The sequence below is a fragment of the Hornefia porci genome (genome assembly GCF_001940235.1).
In the GTDB taxonomy this organism is placed as follows: Bacteria; Bacillota; Clostridia; order Peptostreptococcales; family Anaerovoracaceae; genus Aminicella; species Aminicella porci.
In genome coordinates, this window is sequence record NZ_MJIE01000001.1 from 857,668 (window position 1) to 873,909 (window position 16,242).

The following is a 16,242-nucleotide window of genomic DNA, read 5'->3' on the forward strand; positions in this document are numbered from 1 at the left end:
TCCATTCACTACTGCGATAACCTCTTGTCCATTCTAACAAAATTCGCGGAAAAATCAATCATCAAATGATAGACACCTCTGCCGTAATCGTAGTATAATTAGTCTGAAAGGTAATTATTACTGATATGAAAGGAAAGGTACTGAAAATGAAACCGGGAATTCATAACTTTTCGGAGATCGGAAGGCTGAACAAAGTTCTGATCCACCGCATCGACCACGAGGTAGAGGGTCTGGTGCCGGAAAACTTTGAACGTCTTCTGTTCGACGACATCCCGTTCCTGAAGGTCGCACAGCAGGAGCACGACCACTTCGCCGAAGTATTGAGGAACTGCGGCGCCGATGTGGTCTACCTGGTGGACGAAGCCGCGAAGGCGCTGGCGAATGAGGACGTCCGCGCCCGGTTTATCCGGGAACTTCTGGATGAAAGCGGTATTACCAGCGAAGGCACACTGGAGGCTCTGACGGAATACCTGACGGCAATGGACGCGGAGACCCTTGTGCGGACCGCGATTGACGGAATCAAGAAGGAAGATGTCGTGGTGAACAACGCCAAGTCTCTCTCCGACTTCATCATGTCCGCCTACCCCTTCTATCTGGATCCCATGCCCAACGCCTATTTCACGCGGGATCCCATCGCGGCTATCGGAAAGGGCGTTTCCATCCATCACATGAGTACCGCCACCAGAAGACGGGAAGCACTGCTGATGAAATACATTTATGAAAACGACCGCGACCTGATTCCGGAGGATACGCCTCTCTACTACGACTACAACGATCCGTATTCCCTGGAGGGCGGCGACATTCACGTTCTCAATAAAGACGTCGTCGCGCTCGGTCTCAGCGAGCGCACCACCGCCAGAGGAATCGAGGCTCTGTCGAAGCGCCTGCTTACCGACGGGGGATTCAAAAAAATTCTTGTTCTGGACATTCCCAAAACCCGGGCGTACATGCATCTGGACACGATTTTTACAATGGTGGACTATGACAAGTTCGCGATTTACCCGGCTATGGGCAGCCTGAACCAGAAATTCGAGATCACGATGGGCAAGGGCGGCGAACCGAAGCTGACCACCGTCACCGACTCGCTGGAGGACATGCTGAAGAAAGCGCTGAAGCTCCCCGCGGTGAATCTGATCCAGTGCGGCGGCAGCGATTACCTCGCATCACAGAGAGAGCAGTGGGGCGATGCGGCCAACGCTCTGGCGGTTGCACCGGGCAAGGTCGTCTCCTATCAGAGGAACTACATCACTAACGAGCTTCTGTCCGAAAACGGCGTCGCAATCATCACGATTCCGGGCTCCGAGCTTTCCCGCGGCAGAGGCGGCACGCGCTGCATGGTCTGCCCGCTGAACCGCGACAGTCTGTAGGTTCCGGCACAAAGAACGCCCTGCGGCTTTCAGAACAAAGAACACTTCGGTTCTTTCAGATGCTCCCCGTTTCCCCTTACGGCAGACGGGAGCACCGCGAAAAAACCGATATTGCAGCGGAGGCACCGGAAAAGATCCGGTGCCTCCGTTTCACTGCACAGATATTTCAGGCGTATTCGACAGATGAACACGCTGAAGTAATCCTTTATTTTCCCCAGGCGAGCGTTCTGAGGTACTCCCGCAGAAGAATGTATCCTTCTTCCAGATCCTCTCTGGACGTATACTCCAGCGGAGAGTGTGCGATTCCCTTCTCGCTGGAGACAAAAATCATATTTGTGGGGAAACAGTCTGCAACGATCTGAGCGTCATGTCCGGCTCCGCTGTCGATCCTCATATACTTCATGTTATGCTCCGCCGCGATATCGCGCATCGCCAGAATCCCGTCGAGATCCATATCCGCCGGCGCGTCGTAGGCGGCGATTTTATAATCCACTGAAAATCCCGGTCCGGCGCTGTTCCGGAATTCCTGCAGGATGGAACGCGCCTCGCTGAGAAGAGATTCGTTGGTGGAACGGATATCAAAGGTAATCGTAACGGAGTCAGCGATGATATTCGGCTTTCCGGGCTGCACCTGAACGTTTCCAAAGGTGACGACAACCCGATCGTTCCTGCTGTTGGCCCATTTGGTCAGAGACGCGATAATCTGCGCCGCGTAGGGAACAGGATCCTTTCTCATGCTCATCGGCGTGGTGCCGGCGTGGTTCTGTTCCCCGTGGATCGTGATACTTCCCACCTCCAGTCCGACAATGGACTGCACCAGCCCCACCTTTTTCAGAGACTTTTCCATTACCGATCCCTGTTCGGCGCTGAGCTCTACAAAACGCTCAATGTCCCGACGGGGCTCCGGAAGGCTTCCTTTGTAATATCCGGCGTCCTCCATTGCCTGCTTCAGAGTTATTCCCTGTGCATCCTCCTCTTCCAGATGCTCCGGCTTCAGCTTTCCGGCGATAGCCCTGCTTCCGGTATAACTTGAAATGAAACGGCTTCCTTCTTCCTCTACCGTTGCCACGATTTCCACGGTTTTCACCGGCTGTCCCAGCTCCTGATGCAGCCCGGTAACAGCCGCAACAGCAGATAAAAGCCCCAGTGCGCCGCCGTATTTGCCGTCGTGTTTAACCGTGTCCCGATGTGAGCCGGTCAGAATAACGCCGCTTTCCTTACCTTCCAGCCGGCCGTAGAGATTTCCGACCTCGTCCGTGTAGGCTTTGAAGCCACGCTCCGTATACCATCCGGTCAGCATTTCCACCGCCGCCCTGTCCTCATCTGTATAGGACGCGCGCCAGTATTCGCCGCCCCGGATGGAAGTCTCCGCGAATTCGTCGATGGCTGTCTCCAGCCAGTCCAGTTCTCTGCTTATTTTTGCATCCATAGTAGCACCCCGTCACTTCGTTTTATTCTGATAACGTACTGCTATTTTAGCATAATATATTCTTCCTGTACAGAAATGCGGCGCAGAAATTTGTGAAATAAAAAACAAAGTTGCCCGCAGCCCCGGGTTCGTGTACAATGTCTGTTAGAAATTAATCGAGGAGGCAATAAATGAACAACTATATGTACAGAACCAGCGGAACATGCTCTCAGCTCATCCACTTTAATCTTGACGAAAACGGAAAGCTGCACGAGCTGAGTTTCTACGGAGGCTGCGACGGGAACCTGAAGGCCCTCGGGCTTCTCCTGGAGGGCACGGACGCCAGAGAAGCCGCAGACCGGCTTCGGGGAAACGACTGCGGCGGACGCGGAACCTCCTGCGCCGACCAGCTCGCCCGCGCCATCGATCAGGCTCTTGATAATGCGTAAGCACGCTATTACACGATATAAGCACTTTTTCCATCGCGTACTAAGCGCAGGACTGCTGCTTCGACTCTTGAAGGTCTATTGCAGCAGTCCCGTTTTCATCCATGGTTTATTTTCTCCAGCGTCTCTGCCATGATTCCGTCCACGTCCGCACCCCGGATATCCAGACCCTCCGCACGGTATTCCCGGAAATTCCTGATGCCCAGCATCCGTCCCACTCCGCGGATATAGTCATAGCCAAGATCCATTTCACCGACGGGACCTCCCGCCGTCGTAATATAAGTCAGCTCCCGGCAGGGACACAGTCCCTCATATCCCTGCTCTGTCTCGCGGAAGGTCAGGTCAGACACTACGATATTTTCAATGTAGATTTTCAGGACGGACGGAAAAGAACAGTCCCAGTAAGGTGCTCCCACAAGGATGTAATCTGCCCGACGGAACTGTCGGGCGAGATCGAACATGGGCGCCTCCCAGTCCCTCTGCTGAATCAGTTCATTACGCAGCAGAATCGACTCCCGGTCCATCGGCTGCACCACACCGGGCTCTGCCACCGCGATATCTGTCACCGCGCCGGGATGCTCCTTCCGGAACCTGCGGATCCATGCGTCACAAAGCTGTCGTGTACGGGAACGGTGCGTGGAAACGCAGCTGTCCACAAACAGGAGTCTTTCTTTTGTCAGCTCCATCACCATAAACTCGGGCGTACACTTTGTTCCAAAAGACTCACACTCCCGGCAGTGAAACAGCCCCGGCACCTCGTCAGCGTCAATTTCCGAAAAACCGCAGCTCCGGAAAAACGCCGGCGCCTTCGCCGCCAGACAGACCCGTTCCGCACCCATATCCTGAAACGCGGCCATCGCACTGCAGAGCAGCCGTCTGCCCACGCCTTTACCTCTCAGCGCTTCCGTCACCGCGATATCGTGCAGGACATACTGATTTCCGGTTTTCACCAGGGCTGCGCCCCCTGCGAGCGCGCCGTTCTCATCCTCCGCCGCGAACCCGAACCGGAACCCCTCCGGGACACGTTCTGTGTTTTCAAGTCCCGCGGCAGCAAACAGCGGCGCCAGCTCTCTGTAATCGCCGGTTTTACGAATCGTAAGCTTTCTGATATTCATAGGCTCCTCCCCTCAGTTCAATGCGCACCGGTCAGCGCCCATTAAGTCCGGCGGGGGCTTAATGAGCGGATACTGTTATTTAGTGTCTGCTCAACAACTGAGTTTAAACGGCAATAACGGATAATCGTCAACTGGGGGAGAGGTGCATACTCAGATATCCTCCCCATGCACTTTGAAAAATCGATTTCAAAAAATCACATAAAGAAACAGCGGTCAGCCTGTCGACATTCATTGCGATGATTGACAGGCTGATGGAACTCCTGGTCGTTGTATCCAGCTTCATCCGGATCAATCCAAGTCCATAGCATCGTTTAGCCAAGCTGAAGTCTCGTTCGATCTCGATGCGGTCAACCGCATCGGTATATACGTTCTTTCGACCTTCAGTCAGATCCTTCTTTGGGCGGCTCAATGCCGATCCGGAGAGCCAAATCCCATGCTCCTTGCAATATTTTAGGTTCTTGCGGTTCCGGTAGAGCTTGTCAGCTAGGCTCCGCTCCGGATAGTGGCCGGTCCTTGTATGGTAGCCTCAATTGCTCCGATCAGAACATCGCTTTTGTTGTATGCATCGAAGGACTGTTTTTCGATGCGGGCCATGCCGTGATCGTCGATGCTCATGTCGAGCTTCGCTTCGAACTCTGTTGGTGTCCTGGCTTTGCCTCTGACGATCAGCCGGATGTATGGCTGACTTATGCTCACGATCCGGTCTGGTACTTTGTGCGTCTTGTTGCGGTACATATAGTCCTGCTGTTCGTAGACCTTTCTTATCACGTTCAGTCTGGCGGTATGTGCCGGACACAGTTCTTTGCCTTCAGCCGAGAACCGATCGACGTATCCAATGTCCCGCCGAACATACCGGAGCTGCTTTTTCAACGCCTCACGGATCTCCTTCTTCGTACATTTCTTTTTCTTTGCCAGTGCCAGATAATCTTTTCTGGCGTTCCGCCGATAGGTACGAGGTTTCGGTCCGTTGAATTCGTAGCATATCGTGTCGATGATCGTTTCCGGATTCTCTCTGGCTTCGTTCAGCAGGTTGATATCCTGCGGGAACGCGATATGCTGTGGTGCACATGTGGCATCCGGCATCATGGTTCCCTTGTTTTCTGCGAGAGCATCGTTCTCGGCAGACTCGTCATCGGGAGCATCAATGCTGTTCGCCGGGGGCTCATCGTCCGAATGATTGAACTCAATAATCATCTCGTTGATCTCTCCCGGGATATCCGCGGTCAGTCTCTTCCGGAACTTTACCGGGAGTGATGGTGCGAATGGCGGTTCCTGCTGGTATCCGGGAAATCCGATGAAGTACTGGTAGTATGGATTCTCTGTGATCTGTTCTACCAGTTCTCGGTCTGAGTAATCGTACTGCTCCCGGATGATCAATGATCCCAGTGCTGTGCGTAGCGGCTTGGCCGGCATCCCGGTTTTACCGGGGAAAAGCTTCGCATAGCGATCCTCAATTGCGAACGATGGAATGGCTTCAGTTTTCTTTATCTAGCGGTTTTCCGGATTCATCTTGAGTTCGATGGGTTGGTTGAAATCAGCCATTCCAAGTTGATAAAATCGATCCTTGTATACATTGGGCGCTCCTTGAAGTGCAAGGTTTTTCAGTGGATTTGGTAGTTTTCCTTGCATCTCTATTATATCACAGATTCCCCATAAATGCGATGATTTCAATACTTCAGTCACATTCAAAGTTGTTGTGAGCAGACACTAACCTAAACTCTCATTAAGAAAACTAATATCAGAATCGTTGCAATTCAAAGCGAAGATCACTTATCGATCCTCCGCTTGATTTTCTGTTCAGTTCTTGTTTGTTCAGACCCCATAGATCGCCCCTAATGAACGACCCCACAGACTGCCCCTAACGACAGGCCATGACGAATGATATCTAACCCTAATGCTTTCCCCTAAAAAACTTTGGCAAATCCTAAAAAAATTCGATTACCCGAAATTTCAGTTTTGATTAATGGGTACGAACAACTTTCGTGGAATCGGTAATTGAATAGTATTTCTTACCTTTCACCTTCTTATATGTGCCAACTGAAACGTAGTACTTAGTATGACGCTTCAGTCCAGTTATTTTCAAGGACGTTCTCTTCTGTCCTTTAAAAACGTAATAGTCACATATTTTCCCGTTGGCGTTCTCTAGGTAAACGGTATATCCAGATACACCACTACGTTTTTTCCACTTTACGTAAACGGACTTCTTGTAACCTTTTGCTTTTTTAAATTTAGTACCTTTAGGGCAAATTTCAAAGGTCTTTTTCCCTTTTACGGTTCCGGTATAATTCCCTTTATACTTTACCATCATACTCACAGTTGCCTTGCCAACTTTTTTATTGTTGCCATAGGTATACTTAATTGTATAATCTCTTCCCTCTTTCAAGTAATTCCCCACCCAAATCTTGCATTTAGGGCAAATCTTTTTCCCAGTATATGTGTATCCTTCCTCAAATTCATAAACAAATTCATCGTTAATCGTCCCTTGAGAAATTTTATAAGGGGTCACCTCAAATGAAAGTTCCACAGTTCCTTTATAAGGAGCCTTTCCTGTTAGCTTTATTGTATGTCTCCCAGCACTGTAACGATAAAACTCGCCATAGTCGATACCCGCTTCATAATCTTCATCTACCACTATGTAATCGTACTGTCCCGAGATTTCCCACTTAATAGCTTCGTCAAAGTCAGGATAGATATTGGATGGCAAATCGTATTCCAAGTTTTCCAAAATGTTGCTATCGGTTCCGGCATTCTTATTTGTTTCAAGCTCCCAATCGTATGGCTCAAACTTAAAGGTTGTTTTGTTTAAATGGATATTCCAAGTAGTAATATCATACGGATCCGATTCGCCCTCAGCCTCCGTGTCTGCAAATACACATATACTAGACATCAGAATGAGAATCAGCGCTGATATCAGCATTACTATACTTCTTTTCATTTTCTTCCTCTTCTACAGTTTTCTATAACTGGACTCCTCAACTTTTCATATTCATCTAGTGTGTATATATAGTTTTGGTCTTACCCTTCGAATAAATTTTCTTTCCCTTAACGGTCTTATATGTACGTACCGTCACTTCATACGTTGCGTGCCGCTTAAGCCCAGTAATATTTAAAGAATTACGTTTTTTACCTTTGAACGTATAAGTGTCAATATGGCTTACAAAATAGCCGTCTTCAAAATCATCGTCCCAAACTATTCTATTTACTGTAACTTTATATCCTGATACATCCTTACGAGTTTTCCACTTTACTTTAATAGATTTTTTATACCCTCTGCCACTTTTAAACTTTGTTCCTTTGGGTAAAATTTTAAAGGTCTTCTTTGTCTTTATAGTTCCAGAGTAATTTCCCTTGAACTTAAAAGTAAGGTATACTGTTCCAATTCCAACATTTTTGTTGTTGCTGTACTTATACGACACAGTATAATCTTCACCCTTTACCAATTGATACTGGCTAAACCACTCCTCCTCGTCCTCGTCATATTCCTTAAAATCTATCCCATATTTTGGGTGTTTCGCTTTTCCATTATAAGTAGACTTATAGGTAGCATTTACCAAATCGTGACCATCTACCAAAAAAACTCCTAGTTCACTTTTTTTGACCTTATACGGAGTTACCTCAAAAGGGATTTCTACCTTTCCATAGAAGGGACTCTCCCCGGTTACAATTACTTTACTTTCTCCCACTTCAGGGCTCCCTATATCCATGCAGGTGCCATATGAGTGAAGAAAAATTTGTTCCCCAGAACTATTGATAATAGTAACAACTGCATCTTTAGAAAGATTAAACGATACCTCTGAAGGTTCGTCACACTTTACTGAGTCAAAGACTCCATAGCAACTTCCATAAAAAGGTTGATACACAAGATCTACATCTTCATCCAAATAAAAATTCCATGTAGTGAGATCATATTTGTCAACCTTATCTTCAGATGCAGTATCCGCAAATACGCACATACCGGAAACGAATATAACCAGCAATACTGTGCTCAGCATCAACACAATTCTTTTCATATATTCCTCCCAACCAATACTTCAAAATTAGAACTTTCTCTAAATTAATAGTATCACCTCACGGGAGCACGTTCAACTAAAACTTATCAAAGGCTGTACTTCTGTGACAAAAACATTACGTTACCATGATTGCAAAAACACACTCTTGTGTATAAAATAAAAGACAAGAAAGAAGGTTTGCGTATGAAATTTGATATGCACTGCCACACCAGAGAAGGATCTATTGATTCCCATGTGGCGATCAGAGAATATATTACGATTCTGAAAAGCCGGGGTTTCGGCGGGATGCTGGTTACCGATCACGACTCATACCGGGGATACCGGTACTGGAAAAAGCATCAGGACACGATGCCGGAGGGTTTTGTTGTGCTGAAGGGGATTGAATATGACACCCGGGACGCCGGGCATTTCATCGTCATCATGCCGGACGGCGTGAATGTGCGGTTGCTGTCGGTCCGCGGCATGCGCGCGGAGATTCTCTCCAAACTGGTTCACCACTACGGAGGCATTCTGGGTCCGGCTCATCCATATGGAATGCGCAGCTCCAGCGCTATGTTCTTCCGCAAGATCCGAAAGCATCCGGAAATCATGCGGCGCTTCGACTTCCTGGAAGGCTTCAACACCTGCGAGCTGGTGAGCGCGAACATCAAGGCCCGCGGTCTCGCCCGGGAATACGGTCTTCCCTGTATCGGCGGCTCCGATTCCCACAAATCCATGTACGTGGGCACGGCGTTCACGGAATTTGACCGTGACATCACCTGCAACAACGACCTGATCGACTGCATCAAGAATAACGGGATTGTAGCCTTCGGCGGCAAAGAGCGGGCCTTCCTGCGGCACCATAACAAGCGCTACTGGAAGGTCACCAACTATACGCTGAAAACATTGAACCGGAGCGCCAGCCTGCTGTTGAAGCCTTACCGGAAGATTAAAGTCCTGCGGATGGGGCTCTACGACGAAAACATCGAATAGATTTACCGGGTTTTCAGAGAATATTCCTCTGCGACCCGGCGGAATCCCGGCAGAGAATTCACAATCGTTTCATGGGCGACACAGTACGAGATCCGAATATATCCGGGACCGGCGAAGGCGCTGCCCGGAGTCACCAGGATGTGCTCCTTTTTCAGCCGTCCGACGAATTCGTCCTCATCCTCATCCGGAGATTTCACCCAGAGGTAAAACGCACCCCGGGGCTCCAGACAGTCGTATCCGGCCTCAGTCAGCCCGTCGTACAGCGTCCGCCCGTTCTTCTCATAGAAGTCGATGTCTGCCTTGGCGTCCAGGCAGCGGGTAATCGCCAGCTGAATCAGGGACGGTGCGTTGACGATTCCGATAATACGGTTGGCAATCGTCGCCGCCGTAATGAATTCCTGCGAATCATCCGACGCGTCGGGAACAAGAACATACCCGATCCGCTCCCCCGGCAGGGAAAGCGATTTACTGTAGGAATAACAGATAATCGTATTGTCGTAATAATCCGGGATATGCGGAACCTCTGCACCGCCGTAAACCAGTTCGCGGTACGGCTCGTCCGAAATCAGATAGATCGGATGTCCGATCCGCTCTGATTCCTCCGTCAGAATTTCCGCCAGCTGCCGGATCACCGTCTCCGGATAGACCACCCCCGTGGGATTGTTCGGCGTATTGACGATGACCGCCCTCGTCTTCTCCGTGACCGCCTTCCTCAGTCCTTCCGCATCCGGCAGGAAGGATCCGTCCGGCCGCGGTGCGACTTCCACCGTCCCGGCATAGAAATTTCCGATGTAATTTTTGTATTCCACAAAATACGGTGCGAAGACGATGACCTCGTCCCCGGGATCCAGAATCGTTTTCAGCGCGACATTCAGCGCTGAGCCCGCCCCGGCGCTCATAATCACATTTTCCGCACGATAGGCCGTGCCGTACCGTCGGTTCAGATCCTCCGCAATCGCCTGCCGCGTCTCCTCAAAGCCCGCGTTGGACATGTACCCGTGCACCCGGATCGGATCCTCGTTCTGCAGAATATCGATAATGGCATCGCTGACCGCCCGGGGCGCCGGCACGTTGGGATTTCCCAGACTGAAATCATAGACGTTTTCCGGTCCCACGACCTGCGCCATTTTCTTTCCTTCCTCGAACATCTGCCGGATCACAGAGTTTCCGGCAACTCTCGGTTTCATATTTTCCGCGATCATTTCATCTGCTCCTTTCCGACAGCGAACGCCTTCAGGTTAAGCTCGACGAACTTCTCCTTTACTGTTTTGCGGATGATCTCCTCCCAGTCGATATCATCCAGTCCCATAGCCTGCACCAGCGCGCCCAGCAGAATCACGTTGGCCGCCTTCACGTTACCCAGCTCTTCCGCCTTTCGGGACGCGTCGATGACCACCACCTTCTTCGCCGTCCTCTGCAGCTCTTCAATCACATCCGGCGCGTATTCCTCCTCTCCGGTCAGCACCGTCATTGAAGGAATCTCCTCACTGTTCACCACCACGGTTCCGTCCGCGCGGATGTAATCCAGATTCCTCAGCGCCTCCATCTTCTCAAAGGAAACGATGATGTCGGCGGTTCCCTTCTCGATTACCGGCGACCATACCCGCTCCCTGCTGTATCTCACCTGGGAGGTCACGTCTCCTCCCCGCTGGCTCATTCCGTGAATTTCGCTCATCTTCACGTCATAGCCTTCCTCCATCAGTCCGATGGTCAGCATCTTTGCGGCAAGGATCGTTCCCTGTCCCCCGACTCCCGTCAGCAGTATATTCTTTGTCATCTCTCCTTACCTCCCTGTTTCCTTTGTGATAGCGTCCACAGGACATACCTGCATGCAGACGTCGCAGCCCACGCAATCCGCTCTGTTGATGCGCACCTTTTTCTCTTCCTTCTCAAAGATCAGCGCAGGGCATCCTGTACCCATGCAGGCGCGGCATCCAATGCATTTCTCCGGATCCACCGTGTCCTTCGTGCTGAACAGACCGTCGAATTCCTCCAGATCTGCTTCAGAGAATTTCTTCAGTACACAGGGCCAGCGCGTGATGATTACTGACGGCTCCTTCAGAGGCAGAAATTCATCCAGCGCCGCATCCACCGCCGCAAGGTCGTTGGGGTCGATCACCTTCACATGACGGATTCCGAGTGCCTTCACCAGCTCTTCTATGTCGATAACCGGCGCGGGCTCCATCTTCACGGTGAAGCCCGAACCCGGATTCTGCTGATGTCCCGTCATTCCCGTAATCCTGTTATCCAGAATGATATTAACGGTATCGCTTCCGTTGTACACCGTGTTGATCAGGGATTCCACTCCCGTATGGAAGAATGTGGAATCTCCCAGCACCGTCACTACCTTGCGATTCACTCCTGCGCGGTTGAACGCCTGCTGTGCTCCGTGGCCCACCGAGATGGATGCTCCCATGCACACTGTGGAATTCATCGCATTATACGGTGCTCCCGCCGCCAGCGTGTAGCAGCCGATATCTCCGCTGATCATGATGTCCTTTCTCTTCCCCAGACGGTAGAACAGTCCTCTGTGAGGGCATCCCGCACAGAGCGACGGCGGTCTGCGGATCACCTTGCTCCGGTCGTATTCCACCTCCGGCAGCGTGCTCCCGGTCAGGCTCTTCCGCAGTACGTCGGGCGTCATCTCCCCGTAAGGCGGGAAGGTGTCTTTTCCGTGCACCTCAAATCCCAGCCTCTGGCAGAATTCCTCAATGTACGGATCGTCTTCCTCCACGATGTACACCCGGTCCATTTTCTCACAGAATTCCCGGATCATCTTCTCCGGCAGCGGATTGGTGAATCCCAGCTTCAGGTAGGACGCCTCCTCACCGAACACCTCTCTGGCGTAATAATAGCTGACGCCGGAGGCGATCACGCCGGTCTTTGTTCCATTGATCTCCGCGTGGTTAAAGGGCGAGCGTTCACTGTACTCCGCAAGTTTCTTCATCCGCTCCTCGATCTGCACCCTGAGAATCCTCGAGTGCGCCGGCAGCGCCACATATTTCATCGGGTCCGGCTTCCATTCCTTCACCGGCACCTCCCGCCGTTCGCCGCATTCCACCAGAGACTTGGAATGACAGACACGTGTCACCATGCGGATCATGAAAATCACATTATAGCTCTCCGACAGCTCGAACGCCGTCTTCATCATATCCAGACACTCCTGGCTGTCCGCCGGCTCCAGCATCGGAATCTTTCCCATTTTCGCATAGTTGCGGTTATCCTGCTCATTCTGTGAGGAGAACATTCCCGGCTCATCCGCCGTCACGATCACCGCTCCTCCGTTGACTCCCATATAGGCGAACGTCATCAGCGGGTCCGCCGCCACATTGACCCCCACATGCTTCATGGACGCCATGCTCCGGACTCCCGCCATGGAGGCTCCGATCGCGGATTCCATCGCCACCTTCTCATTGGGCGCCCACTCCGCATAGATCTCATCGTATTTCGCGATATTTTCCAGGATCTCCGTGCTGGGAGTCCCCGGATAGGCTGACGCGTGTCTGACGCCCGCCTCATATGCTCCTCTCGCGATGGCCTCATCGCCTGTTAACAGTTTCTTCATCCTTGTCTTTTCCTCCTGCTATATTAAAGATGTTCTTTCCCGATTTTACCGTTCCTCGCAGACGGGTCTCCCTCCTGCGGCCGGCGACGCTGACAGCCGGCTGTCTCACGTCCTGTTTCTGCGGCGTTCGCCGCGGCGCTGCTGACAAACTGCCGTCAGCGCTCATTAGGTCCGACGGGGACTTAATGAGCAGACTCTATTATAATAGCACAAAATCCGGCTCCTGTTGCCTTTGTCACAAAAAAAATCTGTGTGAAAACGACCGGCTTTTTTCGATTCCCCGGCTGCACACGGAATTACCGTTCCGCCTCATACGCCTCATACCACTCAGACAGCTGGTCGAGAATCGGAATCAGTGCGTCGCAGGCTTCGGTAGTGCTGTATTCCACACGCACCGGCACCTCCATGTATTCTCTGCGTTCCACAAGCCCTACCGACTCCAGTTCCCTCAGCGCCCGGGCGAGCACTGTGTTCGACACGCCGTCCATGCGGCGTTTCAGTTCGTTGTAGCGGGTCGGCCCACCGTTGTTCAGCGTGCAGATGATCTGCATCTTCCACTTTCCTCCGATCAGATCCATGGAGCGGCTCAGGGGGCAGGTTTCCAGGCACGGACAATTGTAATGCGTTTCGATCATGGTCATCTCCTCCTTACCAGGTAACAAAAAAATGCGTTCTTGCGTTTTCTCTCCTGCTGCCATATTATATAAATAGCAAAAAGAAATCAAGTGCTAAATTACTACTTAGGAGAAAAATTATGAGCGCATTTATTCAGGGATACACTCTTGGCCTTGCCTATGTAATGCCCATCGGAACGCAGAACATCTTCGTCATCAATACGGCGCTGACTCAGCGGCGCAGTCGCATCTGGCTGACGACATTCTGCGTCTTCTTCTGCGACATCGTCTGCGCGCTGGCGTGCTTCTACGGCGTGGGAGGAATCATGCAGTCCTCACGCTGGCTGCAGCTGGCGGTTCTCGGCGCCGGTTCGCTGGTGGTCATGTGGATCGGATTTTCGATTTTCCGGGACAAAAGCACCATTGAGGGCGATGAGGGTAAATCTGAGCTTTCTGTCGCGAAGGTATTCACCACCGCCTGCTTCGTGACCTGGGCCAATCCGCAGGCGTGGATCGACGGAAGCATGATGCTGGGCGCCTTCCGCACCTCCCTGAACGGTGCGGACGGCACACGGTTCATCATCGCTGTCTGTCTCGCCTCCCTGTCCTGGTGGGTGGTGATGCCGACGGTTGTTTCGCTGCTCCAGTCCCGCATCAACAACAAAGTATTCCGCGCCATCAACATCATCTGCGGCGCGATCATCATGGTCTACGGGGCAAAACTGCTGGTCAGCTTTGTACGGCTGGCCGCCGTGATGTTCGGATAAGGGCTTTCACCCGTTAAACCCATGCCCTGTCCGGCGTACATACAGAAAAGGGGGCCGCGTGTTATGCGCAGCCCCCTTTCTGTATGGGAAAATTATCCTTCGATTGCAATGTATTTGTTCTGCTCGATCTCCGGTTTGGCCTCTGCCTTCGGCACATCGATTTTCAGAACGCCCTGATCGAATCTGGCCTTGATATCCTCCTGTCTGACGTCATCGCCGACATAGAAGCTCCTGGTGCAGGTTCCCTGGAATCTCTCTCTTCTGATGTAGGAACCGTCCTCGCCCTTCTCGTCATTGCTTGTGGACGTGGTCGCCTCTACCTGCAGAACGCCGTCATTCAACTGGATTTTAACATTGTCCTTGTCAAATCCCGGCAGATCCATATGCAGTTCATAATGGTCTCCGGCGTCTTTCACGTCGCTCTTCATCAAAGTGTTTTCTACACGGTTTCCACGGAACGGCGGGAAATCCATAAAATCATCGTTGAAAAATCTGTCTCCAAAAATGCTCGGTAACAACATAGTAAATACCTCCTTTTAATATCGGCATCTCTGCCTGTTTGTCTGTCTGTTCTGATCAGGTTCCCCTGATCTCTGTTAATCTCTGTCTCCCTATCTCTTTCTGTTTCCTTCGTTCCTCCTTACAAGTATCATTATACTCATTTTGTTAGCACTGTCAATAGGTGAGTGCTAATTTTTTAAAAAAGTTTTTTCGTTGCTTATTTCTGCATTTAATGTGTGCTGGATCCCCGAATATGCTTGAAATATCAATCATGCAGAGAGCATATTCGGCGGCCTTCTGCAGAGTTCCGAGAAGGTTTATCCGAAAACCCTGCGGCTCCATCGCACCGCTAACGCCGTCAGAAGCGCAGAAAACGGCACTGTCAGAATCACCGCTATTGCCGCGGTCATCCCTCCAAGCAGCTCAATGCTTATGAAATCCGCATTTATCATCTGGTTGAACTGATAGCCATAGGAAATTATCACCATCAGCGTCGTTATCACGGAGCCTGTGAACGCGAGGATCAGCGTCTGGCAGTTCGCTCCGGCCAGATCTCTTCCGATGTTCATTCCCGAACGAAAAAGCTCATCACTTCTGATGTCCGGTTTCTGTTCCCATATCTCAAACAGGACCGAAACCACCGACATCGCGATGTCTATCAATGCACCGAGACTTGACACCGCAATGCTGACAAAGAGCAGACCGGATACGCTGAGACCCGATTTCTGCCGGATCAGGATCAATTCCTCCGCCGCCTCCAAATTATATCCGTTTACATGCATGATTCCTGAGAAAACCACATATACGGCCGATGCCACGGCCATACCGAGAACCGTTGCCGCAACTGCGACCCATGTTTTCCGGCTCCAGCCGTTCAGCAGCGTCATGGCGCTGACGATAATCACCGTTACCGTGATGAATGTCACCCCCGCAGGTGAATACCCGTGAAACAGTGCCGGCAAAAGAAATCCCAGAATCATAACCATCGCAAAAGCAAGGCCGAGCAGTGAACGCAGTCCTTTGTGCCCCGCGACAGCAAGCAGCAGCACCGCAAATACTCCCACAAGAAGAATTCTTCCCAGAGTACGGTCGTAGTTATATATATTGTAGAACAGCTTAACTCCCGGGGAACCGTCAACCTTGACGATCACGCGGGTTCCTTTACGGCAGATAATATGATGCGTGTTAGTGACATCGTTGTCTATCGTGAGTTTTCTGCCCTTCAGCGTGCCCTGATCAATGTGAACCTCAAGCTTCTGGTATCCCAGTCTGCGCGCTCCCTCATTGTCTCTGGCGGTCAGCGATTCCTCCGCGACTCCGGTTACATGTCCCTTATAATAATTGAGTGAATCAGACTCATAGATCCGGCTGTCGACCGGATTTGCGTGGTTCCAGATCAGCACAGCAAGGACAATGACTGTCATTGCCCCTGCAGTTATCAGATCCTGTATTTTGTTATTTCTTTTCTTCATTAACT

At 51.1% G+C, this 16,242-nt stretch carries 14 protein-coding genes and 1 pseudogene; 4 read left to right on the forward strand and 11 right to left on the reverse strand.

Annotation, left to right across the window (positions count from 1 at the left end; translation table 11 throughout):
• Positions 1 to 125 precede the first annotated feature (125 nt).
• Positions 126 to 1,367, forward strand: a complete 1,242-nt coding sequence (locus tag BHK98_RS04150) for an arginine deiminase (protein ID WP_342718734.1) — start codon at positions 126 to 128, stop codon at positions 1,365 to 1,367.
• A 205-nt stretch (positions 1,368 to 1,572) separates the two neighbouring features.
• Here the strand turns inward: BHK98_RS04150 and BHK98_RS04155 are convergent, their stop codons facing one another.
• Positions 1,573 to 2,796: a hydantoinase/carbamoylase family amidase gene (locus BHK98_RS04155; protein WP_075712323.1), complete on the reverse strand. Its 1,224-nt coding sequence runs from the start codon at positions 2,794 to 2,796 to the stop codon at positions 1,573 to 1,575.
• Positions 2,797 to 2,966: 170 nt separating this feature from the next.
• Between BHK98_RS04155 and BHK98_RS04160 the strand changes: the two genes are divergently transcribed.
• A complete protein-coding gene (locus tag BHK98_RS04160) occupies positions 2,967 to 3,224 on the forward strand; it encodes a TIGR03905 family TSCPD domain-containing protein (protein ID WP_075712324.1) in 258 nt (85 codons plus the stop codon).
• Between the two features lie 95 nt (positions 3,225 to 3,319).
• On the opposite strand, the gene BHK98_RS13150 is transcribed toward BHK98_RS04160, so the two are convergent.
• The 4 genes and pseudogenes from BHK98_RS13150 to BHK98_RS04185 all read right to left on the reverse strand — a co-directional run bounded on the left by BHK98_RS13150 (position 3,320) and on the right by BHK98_RS04185 (position 8,346).
• The gene (locus BHK98_RS13150; protein ID WP_083628041.1) at positions 3,320 to 4,336 is read right to left on the reverse strand and encodes a GNAT family N-acetyltransferase; all 1,017 of its coding nucleotides are present in this window, start codon (positions 4,334 to 4,336) and stop codon (positions 3,320 to 3,322) included.
• Positions 4,337 to 4,463: 127 nt separating this feature from the next.
• Positions 4,464 to 5,878 (reverse strand): annotated as a pseudogene (locus BHK98_RS04175) (IS5 family transposase).
• Between the two features lie 418 nt (positions 5,879 to 6,296).
• Positions 6,297 to 7,271 (reverse strand): fibronectin type III domain-containing protein, encoded by a 975-nt coding sequence (locus tag BHK98_RS04180; protein ID WP_075712325.1) that lies wholly within the window; start codon positions 7,269 to 7,271, stop codon positions 6,297 to 6,299.
• A 55-nt stretch (positions 7,272 to 7,326) separates the two neighbouring features.
• Positions 7,327 to 8,346, reverse strand: coding sequence for a fibronectin type III domain-containing protein (locus BHK98_RS04185; protein WP_075712326.1), 1,020 nt, complete (start codon positions 8,344 to 8,346; stop codon positions 7,327 to 7,329).
• Between the two features lie 183 nt (positions 8,347 to 8,529).
• On the opposite strand from BHK98_RS04185, the gene BHK98_RS04190 reads away from it, so the two are divergent.
• Complete coding sequence (locus BHK98_RS04190) at positions 8,530 to 9,318, forward strand: PHP-associated domain-containing protein (protein ID WP_075712327.1); 789 nt, start codon at positions 8,530 to 8,532, stop codon at positions 9,316 to 9,318.
• 2 nt (positions 9,319 to 9,320) lie between these two features.
• Here BHK98_RS04190 and BHK98_RS04195 read toward each other — a convergent pair whose 3' ends face one another.
• The 4 genes from BHK98_RS04195 to BHK98_RS04210 all read right to left on the reverse strand — a co-directional run bounded on the left by BHK98_RS04195 (position 9,321) and on the right by BHK98_RS04210 (position 13,518).
• Positions 9,321 to 10,520 carry a pyridoxal phosphate-dependent aminotransferase gene (locus BHK98_RS04195; protein WP_075712328.1) on the reverse strand — a complete coding sequence of 400 codons (1,200 nt, stop codon included), beginning with the start codon at positions 10,518 to 10,520 and terminating at the stop codon, positions 9,321 to 9,323.
• Positions 10,517 to 11,095 carry an indolepyruvate oxidoreductase subunit beta gene (locus tag BHK98_RS04200; protein WP_075712329.1) on the reverse strand — a complete coding sequence of 193 codons (579 nt, stop codon included), beginning with the start codon at positions 11,093 to 11,095 and terminating at the stop codon, positions 10,517 to 10,519. The genes BHK98_RS04195 and BHK98_RS04200 overlap by 4 nt, the downstream gene beginning before the upstream one ends.
• A 6-nt stretch (positions 11,096 to 11,101) precedes the next feature.
• Entirely contained in the window at positions 11,102 to 12,883 is a 1,782-nt protein-coding gene (gene iorA, locus BHK98_RS04205; RefSeq protein WP_075712330.1) for an indolepyruvate ferredoxin oxidoreductase subunit alpha, read from the reverse strand.
• Positions 12,884 to 13,179: 296 nt separating this feature from the next.
• Positions 13,180 to 13,518: a winged helix-turn-helix transcriptional regulator gene (locus BHK98_RS04210; protein WP_075712331.1), complete on the reverse strand. Its 339-nt coding sequence runs from the start codon at positions 13,516 to 13,518 to the stop codon at positions 13,180 to 13,182.
• A gap of 119 nt (positions 13,519 to 13,637) precedes the next feature.
• On the opposite strand from BHK98_RS04210, the gene BHK98_RS04215 reads away from it, so the two are divergent.
• Positions 13,638 to 14,264 carry a LysE/ArgO family amino acid transporter gene (locus BHK98_RS04215; RefSeq protein WP_075712332.1) on the forward strand — a complete coding sequence of 209 codons (627 nt, stop codon included), beginning with the start codon at positions 13,638 to 13,640 and terminating at the stop codon, positions 14,262 to 14,264.
• Between the two features lie 92 nt (positions 14,265 to 14,356).
• Here BHK98_RS04215 and BHK98_RS04220 read toward each other — a convergent pair whose 3' ends face one another.
• Together BHK98_RS04220 and BHK98_RS04225 are read right to left on the reverse strand one after the other, a co-directional pair.
• Positions 14,357 to 14,785 carry an Hsp20/alpha crystallin family protein gene (locus BHK98_RS04220; protein WP_075712333.1) on the reverse strand — a complete coding sequence of 143 codons (429 nt, stop codon included), beginning with the start codon at positions 14,783 to 14,785 and terminating at the stop codon, positions 14,357 to 14,359.
• 297 nt (positions 14,786 to 15,082) lie between these two features.
• On the reverse strand, positions 15,083 to 16,237 hold the full coding sequence (locus BHK98_RS04225; RefSeq protein ID WP_075712334.1) for a YibE/F family protein: 1,155 nt from the start codon (positions 16,235 to 16,237) through the stop codon (positions 15,083 to 15,085).
• Between the last annotated feature and the right edge of the window lie 5 nt (positions 16,238 to 16,242).

Bases quoted from the DNA above. Each gene is read 5' to 3' on its own strand.
- BHK98_RS04215 (WP_075712332.1), top strand. From the start codon at position 13,638: ATGAGCGCATTTATTCAGGGATACACTCTTGGCCTTGCCTATGTAATG.
- BHK98_RS04225 (WP_075712334.1), bottom strand. From the start codon at position 16,237: ATGAAGAAAAGAAATAACAAAATACAGGATCTGATAACTGCAGGGGCA.
- BHK98_RS04150 (WP_342718734.1), top strand. From the start codon at position 126: ATGAAAGGAAAGGTACTGAAAATGAAACCGGGAATTCATAACTTTTCG.
- BHK98_RS04190 (WP_075712327.1), top strand. From the start codon at position 8,530: ATGAAATTTGATATGCACTGCCACACCAGAGAAGGATCTATTGATTCC.
- BHK98_RS04180 (WP_075712325.1), bottom strand. From the start codon at position 7,271: ATGAAAAGAAGTATAGTAATGCTGATATCAGCGCTGATTCTCATTCTG.
- BHK98_RS04220 (WP_075712333.1), bottom strand. From the start codon at position 14,785: ATGTTGTTACCGAGCATTTTTGGAGACAGATTTTTCAACGATGATTTT.
- BHK98_RS04200 (WP_075712329.1), bottom strand. From the start codon at position 11,095: ATGACAAAGAATATACTGCTGACGGGAGTCGGGGGACAGGGAACGATC.
- BHK98_RS13150 (WP_083628041.1), bottom strand. From the start codon at position 4,336: ATGAATATCAGAAAGCTTACGATTCGTAAAACCGGCGATTACAGAGAG.
- BHK98_RS04195 (WP_075712328.1), bottom strand. From the start codon at position 10,520: ATGATCGCGGAAAATATGAAACCGAGAGTTGCCGGAAACTCTGTGATC.
- BHK98_RS04160 (WP_075712324.1), top strand. From the start codon at position 2,967: ATGAACAACTATATGTACAGAACCAGCGGAACATGCTCTCAGCTCATC.
- iorA (WP_075712330.1), bottom strand. From the start codon at position 12,883: ATGAAGAAACTGTTAACAGGCGATGAGGCCATCGCGAGAGGAGCATAT.
- BHK98_RS04210 (WP_075712331.1), bottom strand. From the start codon at position 13,518: ATGATCGAAACGCATTACAATTGTCCGTGCCTGGAAACCTGCCCCCTG.
- BHK98_RS04185 (WP_075712326.1), bottom strand. From the start codon at position 8,346: ATGAAAAGAATTGTGTTGATGCTGAGCACAGTATTGCTGGTTATATTC.
- BHK98_RS04155 (WP_075712323.1), bottom strand. From the start codon at position 2,796: ATGGATGCAAAAATAAGCAGAGAACTGGACTGGCTGGAGACAGCCATC.